The 15,759-nt window shown below is 67.7% G+C and carries 15 protein-coding genes; 7 read left to right on the forward strand and 8 right to left on the reverse strand.

The genetic code is table 11. The features are described 5' to 3' along the window. Positions 1-48: 48 nt before the first annotated feature. Genes panB through Q8L83_RS11850 form a run of 4 tightly spaced genes read right to left on the reverse strand, consistent with a single transcriptional unit; the run spans position 49 to position 2,259 of the window. The gene (gene panB, locus Q8L83_RS11835) at positions 49-876 is read right to left on the reverse strand and encodes a 3-methyl-2-oxobutanoate hydroxymethyltransferase (protein ID WP_305287250.1); all 828 of its coding nucleotides are present in this window, start codon (positions 874-876) and stop codon (positions 49-51) included. Position 877: 1 nt separating this feature from the next. Further along, on the reverse strand, positions 878-1,258 hold the full coding sequence (locus Q8L83_RS11840) for a hypothetical protein (protein ID WP_305287162.1): 381 nt from the start codon (positions 1,256-1,258) through the stop codon (positions 878-880). Continuing rightward, positions 1,251-1,832, reverse strand: a complete 582-nt coding sequence (locus Q8L83_RS11845) for an RNA polymerase sigma factor (RefSeq protein ID WP_305287164.1) — start codon at positions 1,830-1,832, stop codon at positions 1,251-1,253. Before Q8L83_RS11845 ends, Q8L83_RS11840 begins: the two co-directional genes overlap by 8 nt. 22 nt (positions 1,833-1,854) lie before the next feature. Next, positions 1,855-2,259, reverse strand: a complete 405-nt coding sequence (locus Q8L83_RS11850) for a DUF6249 domain-containing protein (RefSeq protein WP_305287166.1) — start codon at positions 2,257-2,259, stop codon at positions 1,855-1,857. A gap of 437 nt (positions 2,260-2,696) precedes the next feature. On the opposite strand from Q8L83_RS11850, the gene Q8L83_RS11855 reads away from it, so the two are divergent. Then, on the forward strand, positions 2,697-4,289 hold the full coding sequence (locus tag Q8L83_RS11855) for an amidohydrolase (protein WP_305287168.1): 1,593 nt from the start codon (positions 2,697-2,699) through the stop codon (positions 4,287-4,289). 125 nt (positions 4,290-4,414) lie between these two features. Here the strand turns inward: Q8L83_RS11855 and Q8L83_RS11860 are convergent, their stop codons facing one another. Next, the gene (locus tag Q8L83_RS11860) at positions 4,415-4,918 is read right to left on the reverse strand and encodes an Lrp/AsnC family transcriptional regulator (RefSeq protein WP_305287169.1); all 504 of its coding nucleotides are present in this window, start codon (positions 4,916-4,918) and stop codon (positions 4,415-4,417) included. A 530-nt stretch (positions 4,919-5,448) separates the two neighbouring features. Between Q8L83_RS11860 and Q8L83_RS11865 the strand changes: the two genes are divergently transcribed. The 3 genes from Q8L83_RS11865 (at position 5,449) to Q8L83_RS11875 (ending at position 10,534) form a co-directional block, all read left to right on the forward strand. Further along, positions 5,449-8,265 (forward strand): TonB-dependent siderophore receptor, encoded by a 2,817-nt coding sequence (locus Q8L83_RS11865; protein ID WP_305287171.1) that lies wholly within the window; start codon positions 5,449-5,451, stop codon positions 8,263-8,265. A gap of 137 nt (positions 8,266-8,402) precedes the next feature. Further along, positions 8,403-9,119, forward strand: coding sequence for a TVP38/TMEM64 family protein (locus Q8L83_RS11870; RefSeq protein WP_305287173.1), 717 nt, complete (start codon positions 8,403-8,405; stop codon positions 9,117-9,119). Next, positions 9,116-10,534: an NAD(P)/FAD-dependent oxidoreductase gene (locus Q8L83_RS11875; protein WP_305287175.1), complete on the forward strand. Its 1,419-nt coding sequence runs from the start codon at positions 9,116-9,118 to the stop codon at positions 10,532-10,534. The genes Q8L83_RS11870 and Q8L83_RS11875 overlap by 4 nt, the downstream gene beginning before the upstream one ends. Here Q8L83_RS11875 and Q8L83_RS11880 read toward each other — a convergent pair. Both Q8L83_RS11880 and Q8L83_RS11885 read right to left on the reverse strand, forming a co-directional pair. Continuing rightward, on the reverse strand, positions 10,518-11,627 hold the full coding sequence (locus Q8L83_RS11880) for an FAD-dependent oxidoreductase (RefSeq protein ID WP_305287176.1): 1,110 nt from the start codon (positions 11,625-11,627) through the stop codon (positions 10,518-10,520). The genes Q8L83_RS11875 and Q8L83_RS11880 overlap by 17 nt on opposite strands. Before the next feature lie 21 nt (positions 11,628-11,648). After that, on the reverse strand, positions 11,649-12,449 hold the full coding sequence (locus Q8L83_RS11885; RefSeq protein ID WP_305287178.1) for a DUF1499 domain-containing protein: 801 nt from the start codon (positions 12,447-12,449) through the stop codon (positions 11,649-11,651). 152 nt (positions 12,450-12,601) lie between these two features. On the opposite strand from Q8L83_RS11885, the gene Q8L83_RS11890 reads away from it, so the two are divergent. The 3 genes from Q8L83_RS11890 to Q8L83_RS11900 are packed head-to-tail and all read left to right on the forward strand — an operon-like array spanning position 12,602 to position 14,842. Next, positions 12,602-13,573: a radical SAM protein gene (locus Q8L83_RS11890; RefSeq protein ID WP_305287180.1), complete on the forward strand. Its 972-nt coding sequence runs from the start codon at positions 12,602-12,604 to the stop codon at positions 13,571-13,573. Then, on the forward strand, positions 13,570-14,250 hold the full coding sequence (locus Q8L83_RS11895; protein ID WP_305287182.1) for a TIGR04283 family arsenosugar biosynthesis glycosyltransferase: 681 nt from the start codon (positions 13,570-13,572) through the stop codon (positions 14,248-14,250). Before Q8L83_RS11890 ends, Q8L83_RS11895 begins: the two co-directional genes overlap by 4 nt. Then, positions 14,240-14,842, forward strand: coding sequence for a DUF2064 domain-containing protein (locus Q8L83_RS11900; protein ID WP_305287184.1), 603 nt, complete (start codon positions 14,240-14,242; stop codon positions 14,840-14,842). Before Q8L83_RS11895 ends, Q8L83_RS11900 begins: the two co-directional genes overlap by 11 nt. Here Q8L83_RS11900 and mtnP read toward each other — a convergent pair. Next, positions 14,820-15,701: an S-methyl-5'-thioadenosine phosphorylase gene (gene mtnP, locus Q8L83_RS11905; RefSeq protein ID WP_305287186.1), complete on the reverse strand. Its 882-nt coding sequence runs from the start codon at positions 15,699-15,701 to the stop codon at positions 14,820-14,822. The two genes, Q8L83_RS11900 and mtnP, sit on opposite strands and share 23 nt — an antisense overlap. Positions 15,702-15,759: the final 58 nt, after the last annotated feature.

The raw sequence follows: 15,759 nt of genomic DNA on the forward strand, positions 1-15,759 counted from the left end.
CGCAACGGCATGGCCGAGCCCGTCATGGCGCCCGGCAGGCAGGCCCGCCTAAACCGCCTTGGCGAAGTAGATTTCGGCCGGTCCCGGGAAGCGTCTGGCCCGCACATCCTCCGCATAGGCCTCCACCGCCCGCAGGATTTCGCCGCGCAGATCGGCGTAGCGCCGCACGAATTTCGGCGTCCAGTCGAACAGGCCCAGCATGTCGTCGGTCACCAGGATCTGGCCGTCGCAGCCGGCCGAGGCGCCGATGCCGATCGTGGGAACCGACACCGCCTCGGTGATCTCTCGCGCCAAGCCCTCGGCCACGCCCTCGACCACCAGGGCGAAGGCCCCGGCGGCGACGGTCGCCTTGGCCTCCTCCAGGATCCGCGCGCGTTCCTCTGCGCCCTTGCCCTTGGCCTTGAAACCGCCGTCCACCAGAACCGCCTGGGGCCGCAGGCCGACATGGCCCATCACCGGCACGCCCCGCTTGACCAGATAGTCGATGGTGTCGGCCACGGTGGGGCCAGACTCGACCTTCACCGCCTGGGCGCCGGTCTCTTTCATCAGCCTCGCGGCGTTGGCATAGGCCTCCTGCGCCGAACCCTCATAGGAGCCAAAGGGCATGTCGATCACGACCATGGCCCGACGCGAGCCCCGCATCACCGCCTGGCCATGGAGAATCATCATCTCCAGGGTGACGCCCACGGTGTTGGGCAGGCCATGGACGACCATCCCCACCGAGTCGCCCACCAGCAGCAGGTCGCAGGCTTCGTCCAGAAGCTCGGCCATGGGGGCGGTGTAGGCGGTGAGGCAGACGACAGGCGTCTTGCCTTTGCGCTCGGCGATGTCGGGCGCCGCAAGGCGTCGCACGGTCTCCTGGCGTTGGGCGGACAGGTCAGATCTCCTCGATGATGCGGGTGAGCACGAAGCCCAGGGCGAGCAGGGCCAGCCCCGCCGCCACCCAAACGGTCTCCACCCCTGCGGGGCGGCTGAACAGCCAGTCGGCCTGAGGCGCGATCTGGCGGACACTGGAGGTCAACACGCGCGCGGACTCGCTGGAGGCGGCCTCAGCGCGGCTGAAGAGATTGGACATGATCAGCTGGCTGGCGCCGATGACGCCGCCGATGACGCCGGCCGATCCGATCAGGAGTCGCCGCGCCGCCCAGCCGCGGTCCAATCGCCGTTGGACGCGGTCGGCGAAGCTCGCGGCGTCGGAGATGTCGGGCGTCCGGGCGAACATCCGCTCCAGGGCGCGCTCGAATTCCACCTCAGCCATTGTCGCGGCGTCCCTCAACAGACTGATCCTCCGGCGCCAAGCGCGCCCTGAGTTTATCCAGACCACGTTTGACATGGGATTTGACCGTTCCCAGCGGCAGGTTCAAGGCCTCAGCCGCTTCGCCATGAGATAGCCCCGCCCCGTAGCAGAGACTGACGCAAAGGCGCTCGCCGTCGGTCAGGGCCTTGAGCGCCTCGTCCAGGTCCATCCGGCCGCCGGGATCAGGGTGGGCCACAGGCGCTGGATCGTCGGCGCCGGCGGCCGTCAGGTCGCGCAGCCGCTTGGCCCGCTGCATCCGCCGCATGCAGGCCCGGGCGGCGATCTTCTTCACCCACGCGGCGAAAGCGCCCTCCCCGCGGAACTCCGAAATCGATTCAAATGCAGAGATGAAGGCGTCCTGGGCCAGGTCGTCGGCCTCGCTGGCGCTGGCGCCCATCCGGCGCAGCAGCCCCCGGACCGCCGAGCCATGACGCCGCACGAGCTCGCCAAAGGCCTGACGGTCGCCGGCCGCCGCCAGGGTGGCAAGCTCGACGTCGTGCAGACTTGAGAGTCGGTGCCGTTCGGCGCGCGACATGGCTTTCCCCTAAAGCGCGCGATCAGGACCTGTCCTTGGCCACGAACGACATGATCACGAAGGCCAGGCCAATGAAGCCAGGGAAGGCGGCGATGCCCATGAAGATGTAGGTCGCGTCGGGCTCTTCGAAGCCCAGAGCGTAGCCGAAGGCGGCCAGGCCGACAGCAACACCCAGCCAGATGATGCCCGTGCGCAGGTCGCGCGCCGGGGAAGGCTTGGGTTTGACCTTCACATCCTGGGTCAGCGCCTGGATGAGTTCTGGCGGCAACTGCTGGCCTTGCTCGTAGGCCGCCTGGATCGTCTTGTGGAGCGCCGTTCGCTCCCGAGCCTTCAGGTAGCGGGGCACAACCACGATGGCCACGATCGCGCCGAACACGATCGCAGTCGTAAAGACACTGGAGATGATGCCAGCGATGGCGACGTCCATGAGAGTTTTCCTGTTAAGCGCAGCGGATGCTCTAGACCCGTTCGATCATAAGAGGCCGCGGCCGTCCCTGACAGATGCAAGCGCGGCCATGAAATCTTGGTCATGAATCAAAGGCGCTCAGCTCCGCCGCCCCGGGCCCTGCCTCTTGTTGAGCCGCCCCGGAGCGCTGCAGTGCGCATAAAAAATCATCATCCCTGACGCAGCAGGGCGATTCCATCCCAGGCTCTCAACCTCGGCGTTTACACCGCAGGAATTCTATGGTGCGCTCGATCATCCTGATGGTTTTCAAACCATTTTGACCGTTTTGATTTGATTTCCTGCGCACGACACCGCGGGTTGGTCAATTGAAGGCGAGACATCAGGGTGGACGAAAACGGACCGGCGGGGGCTCAAGGGGCGCCGGCGGTCAGCAGTGAAACCACTTGGGGGATGACCACATGGCCGCCAGCCGCACCCGATCTTTGACCGCAATCCTGCTCGCCACGGCCATGTGCCTGCCGGGCCTTGCCGCCCAGGCCGCCGCGCCGCCCGAGATGAAGGCCGCCGCCGTGGCCGGCGTCGAGCAGCGGGCCAAGCTGGCCCAGGAGATGGTGGATTCCATCTACAGCTTCGCCGAGCCGGGCTTCCAGGAGTTCCGCACCTCGGAATACATCACCGGAATCCTCGAGCAGAACGGGTTCAAGATCGAGCGCGGCGTGGCCGGCATCCCCACGGCCTGGATCGCAACCTGGGGATCGGGCGGCCCCAAGATCGCCCTGGGCAGCGACATCGACGCGCTGCTCGGCCTCTCACAGGTCCCCGGCTCGGCGGAGATCAAGCCGCAGGTCCCCGGCGCGCCGGGCCATGGCGAGGGCCACAATTCCGGCATGCCCATGATGGTGGTCGCCGCCCTGGCGGCCAAGGACGTCATGGAGGCCAACAATATCCCCGGCCAGCTGATGCTCTGGCCCGGCGTCGCCGAGGAGCTTCTCGCCACCAAGGCCTTCTATGTGCGCGACGGCCTGTTCGACGATGTCGACGTCAGCATTTTCAGCCATGTCAGCCGCGACTTCTCCACCGGCTGGGGTCCGGCCGGCAACAACGGCATGGTCTCGGTGGAGTACACCTTCCATGGCAAGACGGCCCACTCGGCCGGCGCGCCCTGGGCCGGCCGCAGCGCCCTCGACGCCGTTGAGCTAATGAACACGGCCTGGAACATGCGGCGCGAGCATCTGCCGGTGACCCAGCGCTCGCACTATGTGATCACCAATGGCGGCGGCCAGCCCAACATCGTCCCGGGCGAGGCCAGCGTCTGGTATTATTTCCGCGAGCAGAACTTCGACACCATCCGCGGCCTCTATGAGATCGGCAACCGCATCTCCGAAGCCGCCGCCATGGCCACCGACACCACGGTGGAGCGTCGCCTGCTGGGCTATGCGGCGCCCAACTATGGCAACAAGCCTCTGGCCGAGGCGGCCTACGCCAACATCCAGGCCGTCGGCATGCCCCAGTGGACGGCGGCCGACCAGGCCTTCGCCCGGGCCACCCAGGAGGCCAACCATCTGACGGTGGAGCCCCTGGCGACGGAGGTTTCCCCGCTCTCCACGCCCGACGGCCGCGGCCCGTCCATGGGCGGCGGGTCGGATGATATCGGCGACATCATGTGGACCGTGCCCACCATCACGGTTCGCTATCCCTCGAACATCCCCAACACCATCGGCCACCATGTGACGGCGGCGATCGGGATGGCGACGCCGATCGCGCACAAGGGCGTCGTGGTCGGGGCCAAGGCGGTGGCGATGACGGTGCTGGATCTCGCGACCACGCCGAGCCTGGTGGCCGAGGCCAAGGACTACTTCCAGAACGTCCAGCTCAAGGATCAGAAGTATGATCCGGTGCTTACCGCCGAAGACACCCCGGGCATCCACCTGAACACCAACATCATGGCTCAGATGCGTCCGAAGATGGAGCCGTTCTACTACGACCCATCCAAGTACGACACGTATCTGGAACAACTTGGGATCGCCTACCCCAATCTGCCGGCGAAATAAACGTCCCAAGGCCAGCGTCTCGCGTTGATCCCCTTGGCGCGAGACGCAAATATTCAGAAGGGCCGGTATCCCCGGCCCTTCTTCTTGAGTCCGGCGCCAGACGCGCCACCAGAGCTTGAGTTTCCTTACCGACCCTCGGCGCGATCCTGGAACACGATGGGCGGGGTCGAGCGACTGGCGACTTCACGGATCACGAAGCTGCTGCGGATCCGCGAGACGTGCGGCAGCATGGACAGCTCCCGGCGATAGACTCGGTCATAGTCCTCGAAGGACTCCACATTCAGCATGATCAGGAAGTCGGTGTCCCCGGAAACAAAGCCGCAGTACGAAACCGAGGGGCATTTCACCACCTCGCGCTCGAACTCGTTAAGCGCCCGTTCGGCCTGAGAACTCAGCTCAATCGCCACGAACACGACCACACTGAACCCAAGCATCGGCAGGTTCAGATCGGCTGAGTAGCTGAGAACCGCCTGGCGCTCCTCAAGTATCTTCCGACGGCGCGCCACGGCTGTGCTGGAGAGATTTATCTTTTCCCCAAGCCAAACATCAGAGGCTCGCCCGTCGATTGATAGCTCTCTCAGAATTTGAAAGTCGATGGCGTCGAGGCCAACGTGTTCGAATTTCGACATGCAATCCCCGTTTCACTGCGCAATTCAGCGGCAGAATCGCGAATTGAGCTTAAGATTCCTATATTCAAATGCGGCTCGACAGCAATCAAAACTAATCTGTCCCTGCTGAGACAGCGGCCATGGGTGCAGATGGGTGTCGGCAGTCCTGGTCGCAAGAAACCGACGCATTGGAACAAATATAACTGGGGGTAGTCTCCATGTGTGGTCGATTTTTAAAAGGGGCCGTCCGCCTGGTAGGGCGCGGCGAAACCGATCTTTCGAATGGCGGCGTCATCTGGCGTAGCAGCCCATGAGCCCTGATACGCATCTGCGGGGCCCGTAGGACGCAAGCGTCCGCAGAAAACGCCCCGACACGCCCTTTCGGACCGCTTCCCCGGCCCGGCGTGTTGGGGCTCCCGACCGATCCAAAACAACAGGCGCGCGGATCTCCGGCGCGCTTGGCAGGCGCTCGCCTCACTGGAGGGGCGGGCGTGACGGCCCCTCACGCCTCGCGGCGGGCGGGCGCCAAGCTAGAAGAGTTGAGAACCGCAATGAGCCAACCGTCACTCTCCCGTCCTTCTCGCCGCCTACGCCACTATGCCCTGGCCACGGCGAGCGCCGCCGCCCTGATGGCCCAGGCCGCCCCCTCCTTCGCCCAGACGGCGTCGAACGCCGAGCTGCAGGAGGTTGTCGTCACCGGATCGCGCATCGTCCGCGACGGCTATGACGCGCCGACTCCCGTCAACGTCTTGGGCGCAGCAGAGATCCTGGCCGAGGCGCCGGCCAACATCGCCGACTTCGTGAACACTCTGCCCTCGGTGGCGGGCTCGGTCACGGCGGCCAGTTCATCCGGTTCGCTCAGCAACGGGGCGGCCGGCATCAGCGCCCTGAACCTTCGCGCCCTGGGCACCGGCCGGACTCTCGTCCTGTTCGACGGACAGCGCTCCGTGGTCTCGGCGGCCACCGGCCAGGTCGACACCAACACCTTCCCGCAATCGCTGATTTCGCGGGTCGAGGTCGTCACCGGCGGCGCCTCGTCGGCCTATGGCTCGGACGCCGTCGGCGGGGTCGTGAACTTCATCCTCGACAAGACCTATACGGGCTTGAAGATGACCGCCGAGTACGGCGAGACGACCTATGGCGACGGCGAAAACTGGAAGTACAACTTCACCGCCGGCACGCCCTTCGCCGATGGTCGCGGGCATATCCTGCTGAGCGCCGAAACCGTCAGCCAGACCGGCGTGCACGACAAGAGCCGCGACTGGAACACCACGGGGCATTTCGCCATCCGCAACACCGACACCTCGGCGGGGGCGCCCTTTTATATCGTCGCCGACAATGTGGGGATTTCGAGCTACTCACCCGGCGGCCTGATCACGTCGGGGCCGCTTCGCGGCACCTATTTCGGCGTGAATGGCCAGGTCAGCCAGCTCGCCTACGGCGCCGTCTCCGGCCAGTGGATGGTCGGCGGAGACTGGGAGTACACCTCCAGCCTGAACGGCACCAATTCGCTGATCCCCGATGAGGACCGCGACAGCTTCTTCGGCCGGGTCAGCTATGAGGTCGCCCCGAACCTGTCGGTCTTCGCCCAGGCCTCTTATGCGCGATACGAAGGGCTCAGCTACTACATCCAGCCCACCAACACCGGCATCACCATCCGCGCCGACAACGCCTTCCTCCCGGCGTCCGTGCGGAGCCAGATGGCGAGCCTGGGCCTGACGAGCTTCGTCATGGGTTCGGGCAACGAAGACATGCCGGCCTCGGGCAGCAACAATATCCGCGAAACCGAGCGTTATGTCGTCGGCGCCGATGGCGACTTCAGCGCTCTTGGCCGCGACTTCGGGTGGGACGCCTATTATCAGCACGGCGTCACCAAGACCCGCGAAGAACTGACGCCGACCTGGAACAATGCGCGTCTGGCGCTCGCCACCGACGCCGTCGTCAATCCGGCGACCGGCGCCATCGTCTGCCGCTCGACCCTGACCAGCCCGACCAATGGATGCGTCCCGCTCAACCGGTTCGGCATCGGCGTGGCGAGCCAGGAGGCGCTCGACTATGTCCTCGGCCAGCCCCTGCGCACCCAGGAATTCGTGCAGGATGTGGCCGCGGTGAACTTCACCACGGACCTGCCGGGCTGGGCCGGTCCGATCGATATCGCCTTCGGCGGCGAATGGCGAAACGAGAAGATGTCCGGCGACGTCGAGGCCCAATATCTCGATGGCTGGAAGTACGGGAACTACAAGGTCACCAGCGGCGAATACGATGTGGTCGAAGGCTATGTCGAAACCTTGGTCCCGATCTTTGACGGCCTCGATTTCAACGGCGCCGCCCGCTACACGCGCTACAGCACCTCGGGCGGCGTCACCACCTGGAAGGCGGGCCTGACCTATACGCCCATTCCGGATATCACCCTGCGCGCCTCGGCGTCCCGCGACATCCGGGCGGCGAACATGAGCGAGCTGTTCGACGCGGGCACGGCGCGAAGCAACTCGGTCTCCATCAACGGCGTGGCCACCGCCTTCGTCCAGAACCTGCGGGGCAATGCTGACGTCCAGCCCGAGGTGGCCGATGGCCTCGGCCTGGGCGTGGTGTTCCAGCCCAGCTTCCTGCCCGGCTTCGCCGCTTCCATCGACTATTACGAGATCAAGGTCGAAGGGGTGATCGACTTCGTGACCGCCCAGCAGACCGCCGACTTCTGCCTGCTCAACAACGTCCAGCGCTACTGCAGCAATCTCCGGTACGAGAATGGGCAGCTCGCCTTCATCGACCTCTTCTACGACAACCTGAACAGCCTGAGCGCCAAGGGTCTGGACATCGAGGCGTCCTACCGGACCTCCCTCGACGCCTTCATCCCCGGCGCGGCCGGCGACCTGAGCCTGCGGGCCATGGCGACCCACTATATGGAGAACGTCACGGACAACGGCGTCACCGCCATCGATCTGGCAGGCTCCAATGTGGGCTCGACGCCGGACTGGGTCTATCGCGTGACGGCGGCCTATGACATCGAGCCCATGACCTTCAACATCACAGCGCGTGGGGTCAGCGACGGGGTCATCAGCAACGCCTATACCGAGTGCACGAGCGCATGCCCGACGCTGGCCCCGCCCTACTATACGATCAACGACAACCACATCGACGGCGCGCTCTATTTCGACGCCTCGGCGACCTACGCCTTTGACGTCGGCCAGAGCGGAGCCAGCGGCGAGGCCTATATCTCGATCAAGAACCTGTTCAACAACGACCCGCCGTTGACGGCCAATCCGGCCGCCCTGGGCGCGGAGAACACGGTGGGATACCTGCAGACCAACCGCACCCTCTATGACGTGGTCGGCCGCACCTTCCGCATCGGCATGCGACTGGCCTTCTAAGCGCCCAGCGGCATCGTGGCGCGCGGCGCGTCGGTCCAGGACCGGCGCGCCGTCGCTATTTTGAGGCGACGCCGACCTCGGCTTGGCTGTAACCAGTATCAGGAGGCCATTTCCCCTCGCCTCCAGCCGAGGCCGTGATGAGTCATTTGAAACGCTACCTGCCCCTGGCGATCCTGGTGGTCGGCGTGATTGCGGTGTTCGCCAGCGGCGTGACCCGCCATCTCAACCTCGACGCGCTCCAGACCCACGAAGCGGCCCTGCGCGCCATGGTGGCCGACAATCTGGTGGTGGCGCTGGCCGCCTTCATCGGGATTTACGCGCTGTCCACGGCGCTCAGCGTGCCTGGCGCCGTGATCCTGACCCTGGCCGGCGGCTATCTGTTCGGCACATGGGTCGGCGGGGCGGCCACCGTGGTCGGAGCGACCCTGGGCGCCATCGCCGTCTTCTACGCCGTCCGCACGTCGCTCGGCGCGGCCCTGCGGGACAAGGCCGAGGCCTCGGGCGGGCGGCTAAAGGCGATCATCGACGGCGTTGAGGCCGGCGCCTTCGGCTATATCCTTACCCTGCGGCTGATCCCGTTGGCACCCTTCTGGCTGGTCAATGTGGCCGCGGCCCTGGCCCATGCCCCGCTACGGGCCTACGCCCTCGCCACCCTGATCGGCATCATGCCGGCCACCTTCATCTATAGCGGCATCGGCGCTGGCGTCGGCGAACTGCTGGCGAGGGATGAAGCGCCGGACCTTGGCGTGATCTTCCAGCCGGCCATCTTCCTGCCGCTTGTCGCCCTGGGCCTCCTGTCCCTTGGCGCCACCCTCTTTCAGCGCCGAAGGGCGCGCGCGGGGAAATCCCTATGAGCCCTCCCATCAAGGCCGACATGGTGGTCATCGGCGCCGGCTCCGGCGGCCTTTCCGTCGCCGCGGGCGCCGCCCAGCTGGGACTCAAGGTCGTACTGTTCGAACGGGGCGAGATGGGCGGCGATTGCCTCAACTATGGCTGCGTGCCGTCCAAGGCCCTGATCGCGGCGGCCACGGCGGTCCATGAGATGCGGACGGCAAGCCACCTCGGCGTCAGCGCCGCCGAGATCGCCGTCGATTTTCCCAAGGTCATGGCCCATGTGCGCGCCGCCATCGCCACCATCGCCCCGCATGACAGCCAGGAACGGTTCGAAGGCCTCGGCGTCACGGTCGTGCGCGAGACCGCGCGGTTCGTCGACGACCGCACCGTCGCGGGCGCCAGCGTCACCGTACAGGCGCGCAAGATCGTGATCGCCACGGGCTCCAGGGCGGCGATCCCCGACATTCCCGGCCTCGCCGAAATCCCCTTCCTGACCAATGAAAGCCTGTTCGATCTCGAGACCCTTCCCAGCCGACTGATCATCCTCGGCGGCGGGCCGATCGGGGTGGAGCTTGGCCAGGCCTTCCGTCGCCTGGGGTCTGAGGTGGTGATCGTCGAGGCCGACAAGCTGCTCGGGCGTGAGGATCCCAGCGCCGCCGCTGCGGTCCTGGATCAGCTCACCGCCGACGGGGTGACCCTGATGGCCGGCCGCAAGGCCGTGCGGATCGAGGCTGGGCCAACTCTCGTCGTCGAGGGTGCGGCGGGCGAAGAGAAGATCACCGGCTCGCACCTGCTGGTCGCGGTGGGCCGCCAGCCATCCCTCGATGACCTCCATCTCGACAAGGCCGGCGTTGCGCGCAACGCCCGGGGCGTGGTCACCGACCGGAGCCTGCGCACCAGCAACCGCCGGATCTATGCGGTGGGCGACGCCGCCGGCCGCGGCCAGTTCACCCATCTGGCCGGCGCCCATGCGGGCCTGGTGGTGCGCCGGGCCATCTTTGGCCTGCCGGTCAACGCCGACACGCTGCAGGTCCCCCGCGTCACCTATTCAGATCCCGAGCTCGCAGCCATCGGCCTCAGCGAAACCGAGGCCCGCAAGGCGCACGGGGACGACATCCGCGTAGAGCTGGTCGACTTCGCCGGCAATGACCGGGCCATCGCCGAGGGGGACGTCCGCGGCTTCGGCAAGCTGATCACCACCTCCCGGGGCAAGATCCTGGGCGTCACCCTGGTGGGGCGCCATGCCGGCGATCACATTCAGCTCTGGGCCCTCGCCCTCTCCGCAGGGCTGAAACTCAGCCAGATCACCGGCATGATCGCCCCCTATCCGACGCGGGGGGAGCTGAACAAGCGCCTGGCCGGCCAGTGGTACACGCCGGCGCTGTTCTCGAGCCGCACCCGCAAGATTGTCGCCCTGCTCAAGCACCTCGCTTGAGCCGTCCGCTGCGGGCGACGAAGCCCCGGTCCAGTCGACGCTTCAGCCACAGGGCGGCGCGACCCTTGGTCCACAGCCTGCCCCGCATGGCCAGGCCGGTCCCGTCACCAAGATCCATGATCGAAAGCCAGTGGGCCTGGGGTTGGTAGGCCTTCAGCGGCGCGGCGCGCGCCATGGCGATCAGGTTCTCCAGGAGGATCGGCGCGGCCCGCACGCCGAACACGCCCACCATCGGCCGCTCCGCCCCTTCGATGACCGCGCAGTCGCCTGCGGCGAACACCTGGGGGTCGGCCAGAGATTGCAGGCTCGGTGACACCCGCAGACGTCCGTGGGCGCCGAGCGGCAGACCAAGCTCAGCGATCAGCGGCGGCGCCTCCAGGCCCATGGCCAGCACGACGGCGTCGCAAGGCAGGGTGCGCCCATCGTCAAGCCGGCAGCCGGTCGGCGTGCGTGCGATCACTCTCCCGCGCTCGAAGACGACGCCCCGGCCAATGAGCGACCGTCGCAGGCGATCGCCCGCCCGACCCGGCGCCCAGGTCGCCTCAGGATCGCCAACCAGACGGATCTGCGGCGGCGTCCCGTGGCGAGCGGCAAGGCCGGCCAGGGCCGCAGCGAGTTCGAAGCCGCTCTGGCCTCCCCCAGCGATGACCACGCGCGGCGCCTCTGCTCGGCCGAGCATGGCTGTCTCCAGCCATGTCTTGAGATCGAAGAGGCTGGCCAGGGGTTTAGCCGCCCAAACCCCGGGCCTGTCCGCCAGGCCGTTCGGATCTCGCGACACGCTGCCGATGTTGAAGGAGACGAGGTCGAAGTCCTGCGATGGTCCCTCGGCAAGGGTCAGGCGGCGCCCGGTGAGGTCCGCGGCCACCACCTGCGTCGGATGGTGCGCCACCCCTGCGGCGCGCGCCAGAGCCGCCACATCGACGCCTGCGGCCTCCCGCGCAACGGCGCCCGAGAGCACCGCCGTCGCCAGGCCCGAATAATCGAACCTCGCTGGCGCGACGAGGACCGGATCCAGGCCCGCCGCCCGCAGCCGCGCCGCGTGGGTGAGCAGGTGCAGGTGGGCGTGGCCTGCGCCGACCAGGACGAGCCGCATAGGTCGCCGTCCTCGCCTGGCTCAGTCCTCGCCGAGACGGTCCTCGACGTCGTCCAGGAAATCATCGATCCGCTCGGCGTTGGCGCCCAGGTCGCTCAGCCCGACCCGAGAGGTCGAGCGCATGTCGATCAGGCTGCCCCCATCCGGCGCAGGCGCGACGCGGACCACCACATCGTCCTTGAAGCCAAACCAGAAGGTTTCGGCCGTGGCCTCGACCGTACCGGCTGCGGCGTCGGCGCCGACCAGCGTCCAGCCCTGGGCCTGAACCTCGGCCTGGACGGCGGCCATGGCCTGGTCCGGCGACGCCGCCACGGTCAGGGTGCGAACCTCCGGATAGGCCTCCCGGCCCACCTGCCCCAGGGTCTTGCCCTGAAGGGCGGCGAACCGCGGACCCTGATAGGCCGGCAGGCTGGTGATCGGCGCCGACAGCTGGGCCACCGGGTTGGCGCCCTCGGCTTCGCGCGCCGCCAGCAGGGCCGGCGAATAGGTCGGCGGGTCCTCGATGTTGGTCGCCACGTCGTGGATCGGCGGGATGTCGGCCGACTGGCCTCGCACCCAGAGCAGATAACCGAGGCCTAGGGCCGGGATAAGCAGGGCGACCAGCGCCGCCCGCCACCCCGTCCGCGGCGCCCGCGCCAGGGTGACGATCAGGGCGACGAGCCCCAGGATCGCCGTCCCGATCAGGATTCTCGGGCCCCACTGAACGATCATAACCCCAAGGCCGATCCGCCACGACCACAGGTCGAACTTGGAGCCCAGGGCTGCGGCCATGAACCAGACCGGAACCAACAGCGACAGGATCAGCGCTAATCGCGCCAGCATCGTTCTCATCAGCCCAGCCTTTCCACCCGATGGCGAAGGCGTGACCGTTCCACGAACCTGCGCCATAGGCTAGAGGCGGATTTGAAACCGGCGGGCCATGTGGTTCGAATAGGTCTAGCAAGACCCTTGCACCGAAAGCCCGCAGGAGCCCGATGACCCGCACCGCGACCTCGCCCTTCGCCACCCATCGCGGCGCGGCCACACCGGGGCGCTTTATCGACCCTGCGATCACGGCGGACGGATCGACGCGCGCCACCGTGCCCCTGACCGCCCTGGAGACCCTGTGGTTCAACACGGGCACGCTCTGCAATATCGCCTGCGCCAACTGCTATATCGAAAGCTCGCCGACCAACGACGCCCTGACCTATCTGCGGGCGCAGGACGTTGCGCGGTATCTGGACGAGATCGCGCGCACGGGGCTGACGACCCGGGAGATCGGCTTCACCGGCGGCGAGCCGTTCATGAACCCAGAAATCCTGGTCATGCTGGAGCAGGCCCTGGCCGGGGGCTTCCAGGTCCTGGTCCTGACCAACGCCATGCGGCCGATGACCCGCTGGAGCCGGCGGCTGGCGGACCTTGCGGGCGCCTATCGCGACCAGCTGACCTTCCGGGTGAGTCTGGATCACCACACCCAGGTCCTCCACGACGCCGAGCGCGGCGAGGGGTCCTGGGAGAAGGCCTGGGAAGGGCTCGACTGGCTGCGGGGCCAGGGCCTCGGCATCGCCATCGCCGGGCGACGGCTGGCCGACGAGCCAGAGGCCGAGGCCCGCAGCGCCTACGGCGACCTGTTCGCCGCCCGCGGCCTCGACGTGGCGGCCGACGATCCCGGCGCCCTGGTGATGTTCCCGGAAATGGAGGCCGACGCCGAAGTCCCCGAAATCACTGAAGCCTGCTGGGGAATCCTCAACCGCAACCCCAGCGAGATGATGTGCGCCACGAGCCGCATGGTGGTGCGTCGCAAGGGCGCGGCGGAGGCGACGGTCGTCGCCTGCACCCTGACCCCCTACGATCCGCAGTTCGAGTTGGGGGAGACCCTGGCCCAGGCCGCCGGCGATGTGCCGCTCAACCATCCCTTCTGCGCCCAGTTCTGCGTTCTGGGCGGGGCGAGCTGCAGCGCCGGATGAGCGAGCTGGCCGACCTCGCCGTCGTCATCCCCACCCTCAACGCCGCGCCCAGCCTGGCCGTGACCCTGAGCGCCCTGCCCCGGGTGGGCCGGGTGATCGTCATCGATGGCGGATCCACCGACGACACCAGGCAAATCGCCGCGGCGCACGGCGCGCACGTACTGACCAGCGCGCCCGGGCGAGGTCGTCAGCTCCAGGCCGGGGCTGTGGCGGCGCAGACCCCGTGGCTGCTGTTCCTGCACGCCGACACCCGGCTCGACGCCAAGGCCTGGTCAGCGGTGCGCCGCCATCTCGCCGATCCTCGGTCCCGCGGCAAGGCCGGCGCCTTTCGCCTGCGACTGGATGACGCCGCCTGGCAGGCCCGCGTCCTGGAATTCGGCGTCCGGCTTCGTGTGGCCGTCCTGGCCCTGCCCTATGGAGACCAGGGCCTGCTGATCTCCCACAGGCTCTATGATGAGATAGGAGGCTTCGCGCCCCTGCCGCTGATGGAGGATGTCGATCTTGTGCGACGCCTCGGCCGCCGGCGTCTGACGTCCCTCGATGGGAGCGCGATCACCTCGGCGGCGCGGTGGCGACGGCGCGGATGGCTACGCCAGACCCTGACCAATCTCCGCTGCCTTAGTCTGTATCTGGCCGGTGTCGCCCCCGAACGGATAGCGCAAATCTATGGCCGCTGATCCCTGCCGTCGTCATCTGGTGATCTTCGCCCGCCAGCCCCGCTATGGCCTGGGCAAGCGGCGGCTGGCTCGCGACGTCGGCGACCTCGCCGCCCTCAGATTTTCCCGCAGCGCCCTGGCCGAGCTGACGCGGCGGTTGGGGAGCGACCCGCGTTGGACCCTCTGGCTGGCGATCACGCCCGACCGTCCCACGGCCTGGGTGCGCCAAGGCCGCCCCATCGCCCAGGGCCAGGGTGATCTGGGCGCGCGCCTCGCCCGCGTGACCCGCGCGCTGCCGCCAGGGCCGGTCGTCATCCTTGGGGCCGACACGCCGGCCGTCACCCGCATCGACGTGGCCAAGGCCTTCCGCCACCTGGGGAACCACGCCGCCGTGCTCGGGCCAGCCGTGGATGGCGGCTACTGGCTGATCGGCCTGCGCCGGGCGCCCCGCGATCCCCTGCCCTTCGCCGACATCCGCTGGTCCAGCGAACACACCCTGGCCGACACGCTGGCGAGCCTCGCTGGTCACCGCGTGGCCCAGCTTCAGGCGCGCGAAGACGTCGACGACGGTCCGGCCCTGCGCCGGGCGCTCAGGCGTCGCCGGCTGGTTTGAACTTCCGCGGGCAGATCGCCGCCAGCTTGCGCACCAGCTCCGGCGCCCACAGGGCCGGATCGGTGATCACCGCCTGATCGAGGCCGGTGTCGATGGGCGACGGCGTCCGGGTCTCGGGCAAGCCCCGAGCAAGGGCCGCGATCATCTGGCGGGCGGTGTCGGCGTTGCTGAGCAACACCTCCAGCACATTGGTCACCTCCACATGGGCCGTGGCTTCGCGCCAGCAGTCATAGTCGGTGACCATGCAGACATTGGCGTAGGGCAACTCCGCCTCGCGCGCCAGGCGCGCCTCCGGCATGGCGGTCATGCCGATCACCGAGCACCCCCAGCTGCGGTAGAGGTTACTCTCGGCGCGGGTCGAGAACTGCGGCCCCTCCATGGCGAGATAGGTCCCGCCTTGCACGGTGGGCGCGCCGGCCGCCCGCGCGGCGTCCGCCGCCGCCATCGACAGCCGGGGGCACACAGGATCGGCCATCGACACGTGGGCCACAAGGCCGGAGCCGAAGAACGACGCCGGCCGAGACACCGTCCGGTCGACATACTGATCGACCACCACGAAGGTCCCGGGCGGCAGGTCTTCGCGCAGAGAACCCACGGCCGAGACCGACAGCACATCTGTGCAGCCGGCCCGCTTGAGCACGTCGATGTTGGCCCTGGCGTTCAGCTCGCCCGGCGGAATGCGGTGGCCCCGGCCGTGACGGGGCAGGAAGACCAGCCGCACCCCTTCGAGTTCGCCGGCGATCAGGTCGTCCGAGGGCTCGCCCCAGGGCGACTCGATGGTCAGGCGCTCGCGATGGCGCAGGCCGTCGAGTTCATAGAGGCCCGAACCGCCAATGACGCCCAAGGTCCATTGCTTCATCGCCGCCCCTCTGGATCAGATGTGGCCAAGGGCCTAGCCATGCCCGAGGCTTTTGTCG

This window comes from Phenylobacterium sp., assembly GCF_030680185.1.
In the GTDB taxonomy this organism is placed as follows: domain Bacteria; phylum Pseudomonadota; class Alphaproteobacteria; order Caulobacterales; family Caulobacteraceae; genus Phenylobacterium.

Bases quoted from the DNA above. Each gene is read 5' to 3' on its own strand.
- Q8L83_RS11845 (WP_305287164.1), bottom strand. From the start codon at position 1,832: ATGTCGCGCGCCGAACGGCACCGACTCTCAAGTCTGCACGACGTCGAG.
- Q8L83_RS11895 (WP_305287182.1), top strand. From the start codon at position 13,570: ATGAGCGAGCTGGCCGACCTCGCCGTCGTCATCCCCACCCTCAACGCC.
- Q8L83_RS11890 (WP_305287180.1), top strand. From the start codon at position 12,602: ATGACCCGCACCGCGACCTCGCCCTTCGCCACCCATCGCGGCGCGGCC.
- Q8L83_RS11850 (WP_305287166.1), bottom strand. From the start codon at position 2,259: ATGGACGTCGCCATCGCTGGCATCATCTCCAGTGTCTTTACGACTGCG.
- Q8L83_RS11840 (WP_305287162.1), bottom strand. From the start codon at position 1,258: ATGGCTGAGGTGGAATTCGAGCGCGCCCTGGAGCGGATGTTCGCCCGG.
- Q8L83_RS11860 (WP_305287169.1), bottom strand. From the start codon at position 4,918: ATGTCGAAATTCGAACACGTTGGCCTCGACGCCATCGACTTTCAAATT.
- Q8L83_RS11870 (WP_305287173.1), top strand. From the start codon at position 8,403: ATGAGTCATTTGAAACGCTACCTGCCCCTGGCGATCCTGGTGGTCGGC.
- Q8L83_RS11880 (WP_305287176.1), bottom strand. From the start codon at position 11,627: ATGCGGCTCGTCCTGGTCGGCGCAGGCCACGCCCACCTGCACCTGCTC.
- mtnP (WP_305287186.1), bottom strand. From the start codon at position 15,701: ATGAAGCAATGGACCTTGGGCGTCATTGGCGGTTCGGGCCTCTATGAA.
- Q8L83_RS11900 (WP_305287184.1), top strand. From the start codon at position 14,240: ATGGCCGCTGATCCCTGCCGTCGTCATCTGGTGATCTTCGCCCGCCAG.
- Q8L83_RS11865 (WP_305287171.1), top strand. From the start codon at position 5,449: ATGAGCCAACCGTCACTCTCCCGTCCTTCTCGCCGCCTACGCCACTAT.
- Q8L83_RS11885 (WP_305287178.1), bottom strand. From the start codon at position 12,449: ATGCTGGCGCGATTAGCGCTGATCCTGTCGCTGTTGGTTCCGGTCTGG.
- Q8L83_RS11875 (WP_305287175.1), top strand. From the start codon at position 9,116: ATGAGCCCTCCCATCAAGGCCGACATGGTGGTCATCGGCGCCGGCTCC.
- Q8L83_RS11855 (WP_305287168.1), top strand. From the start codon at position 2,697: ATGGCCGCCAGCCGCACCCGATCTTTGACCGCAATCCTGCTCGCCACG.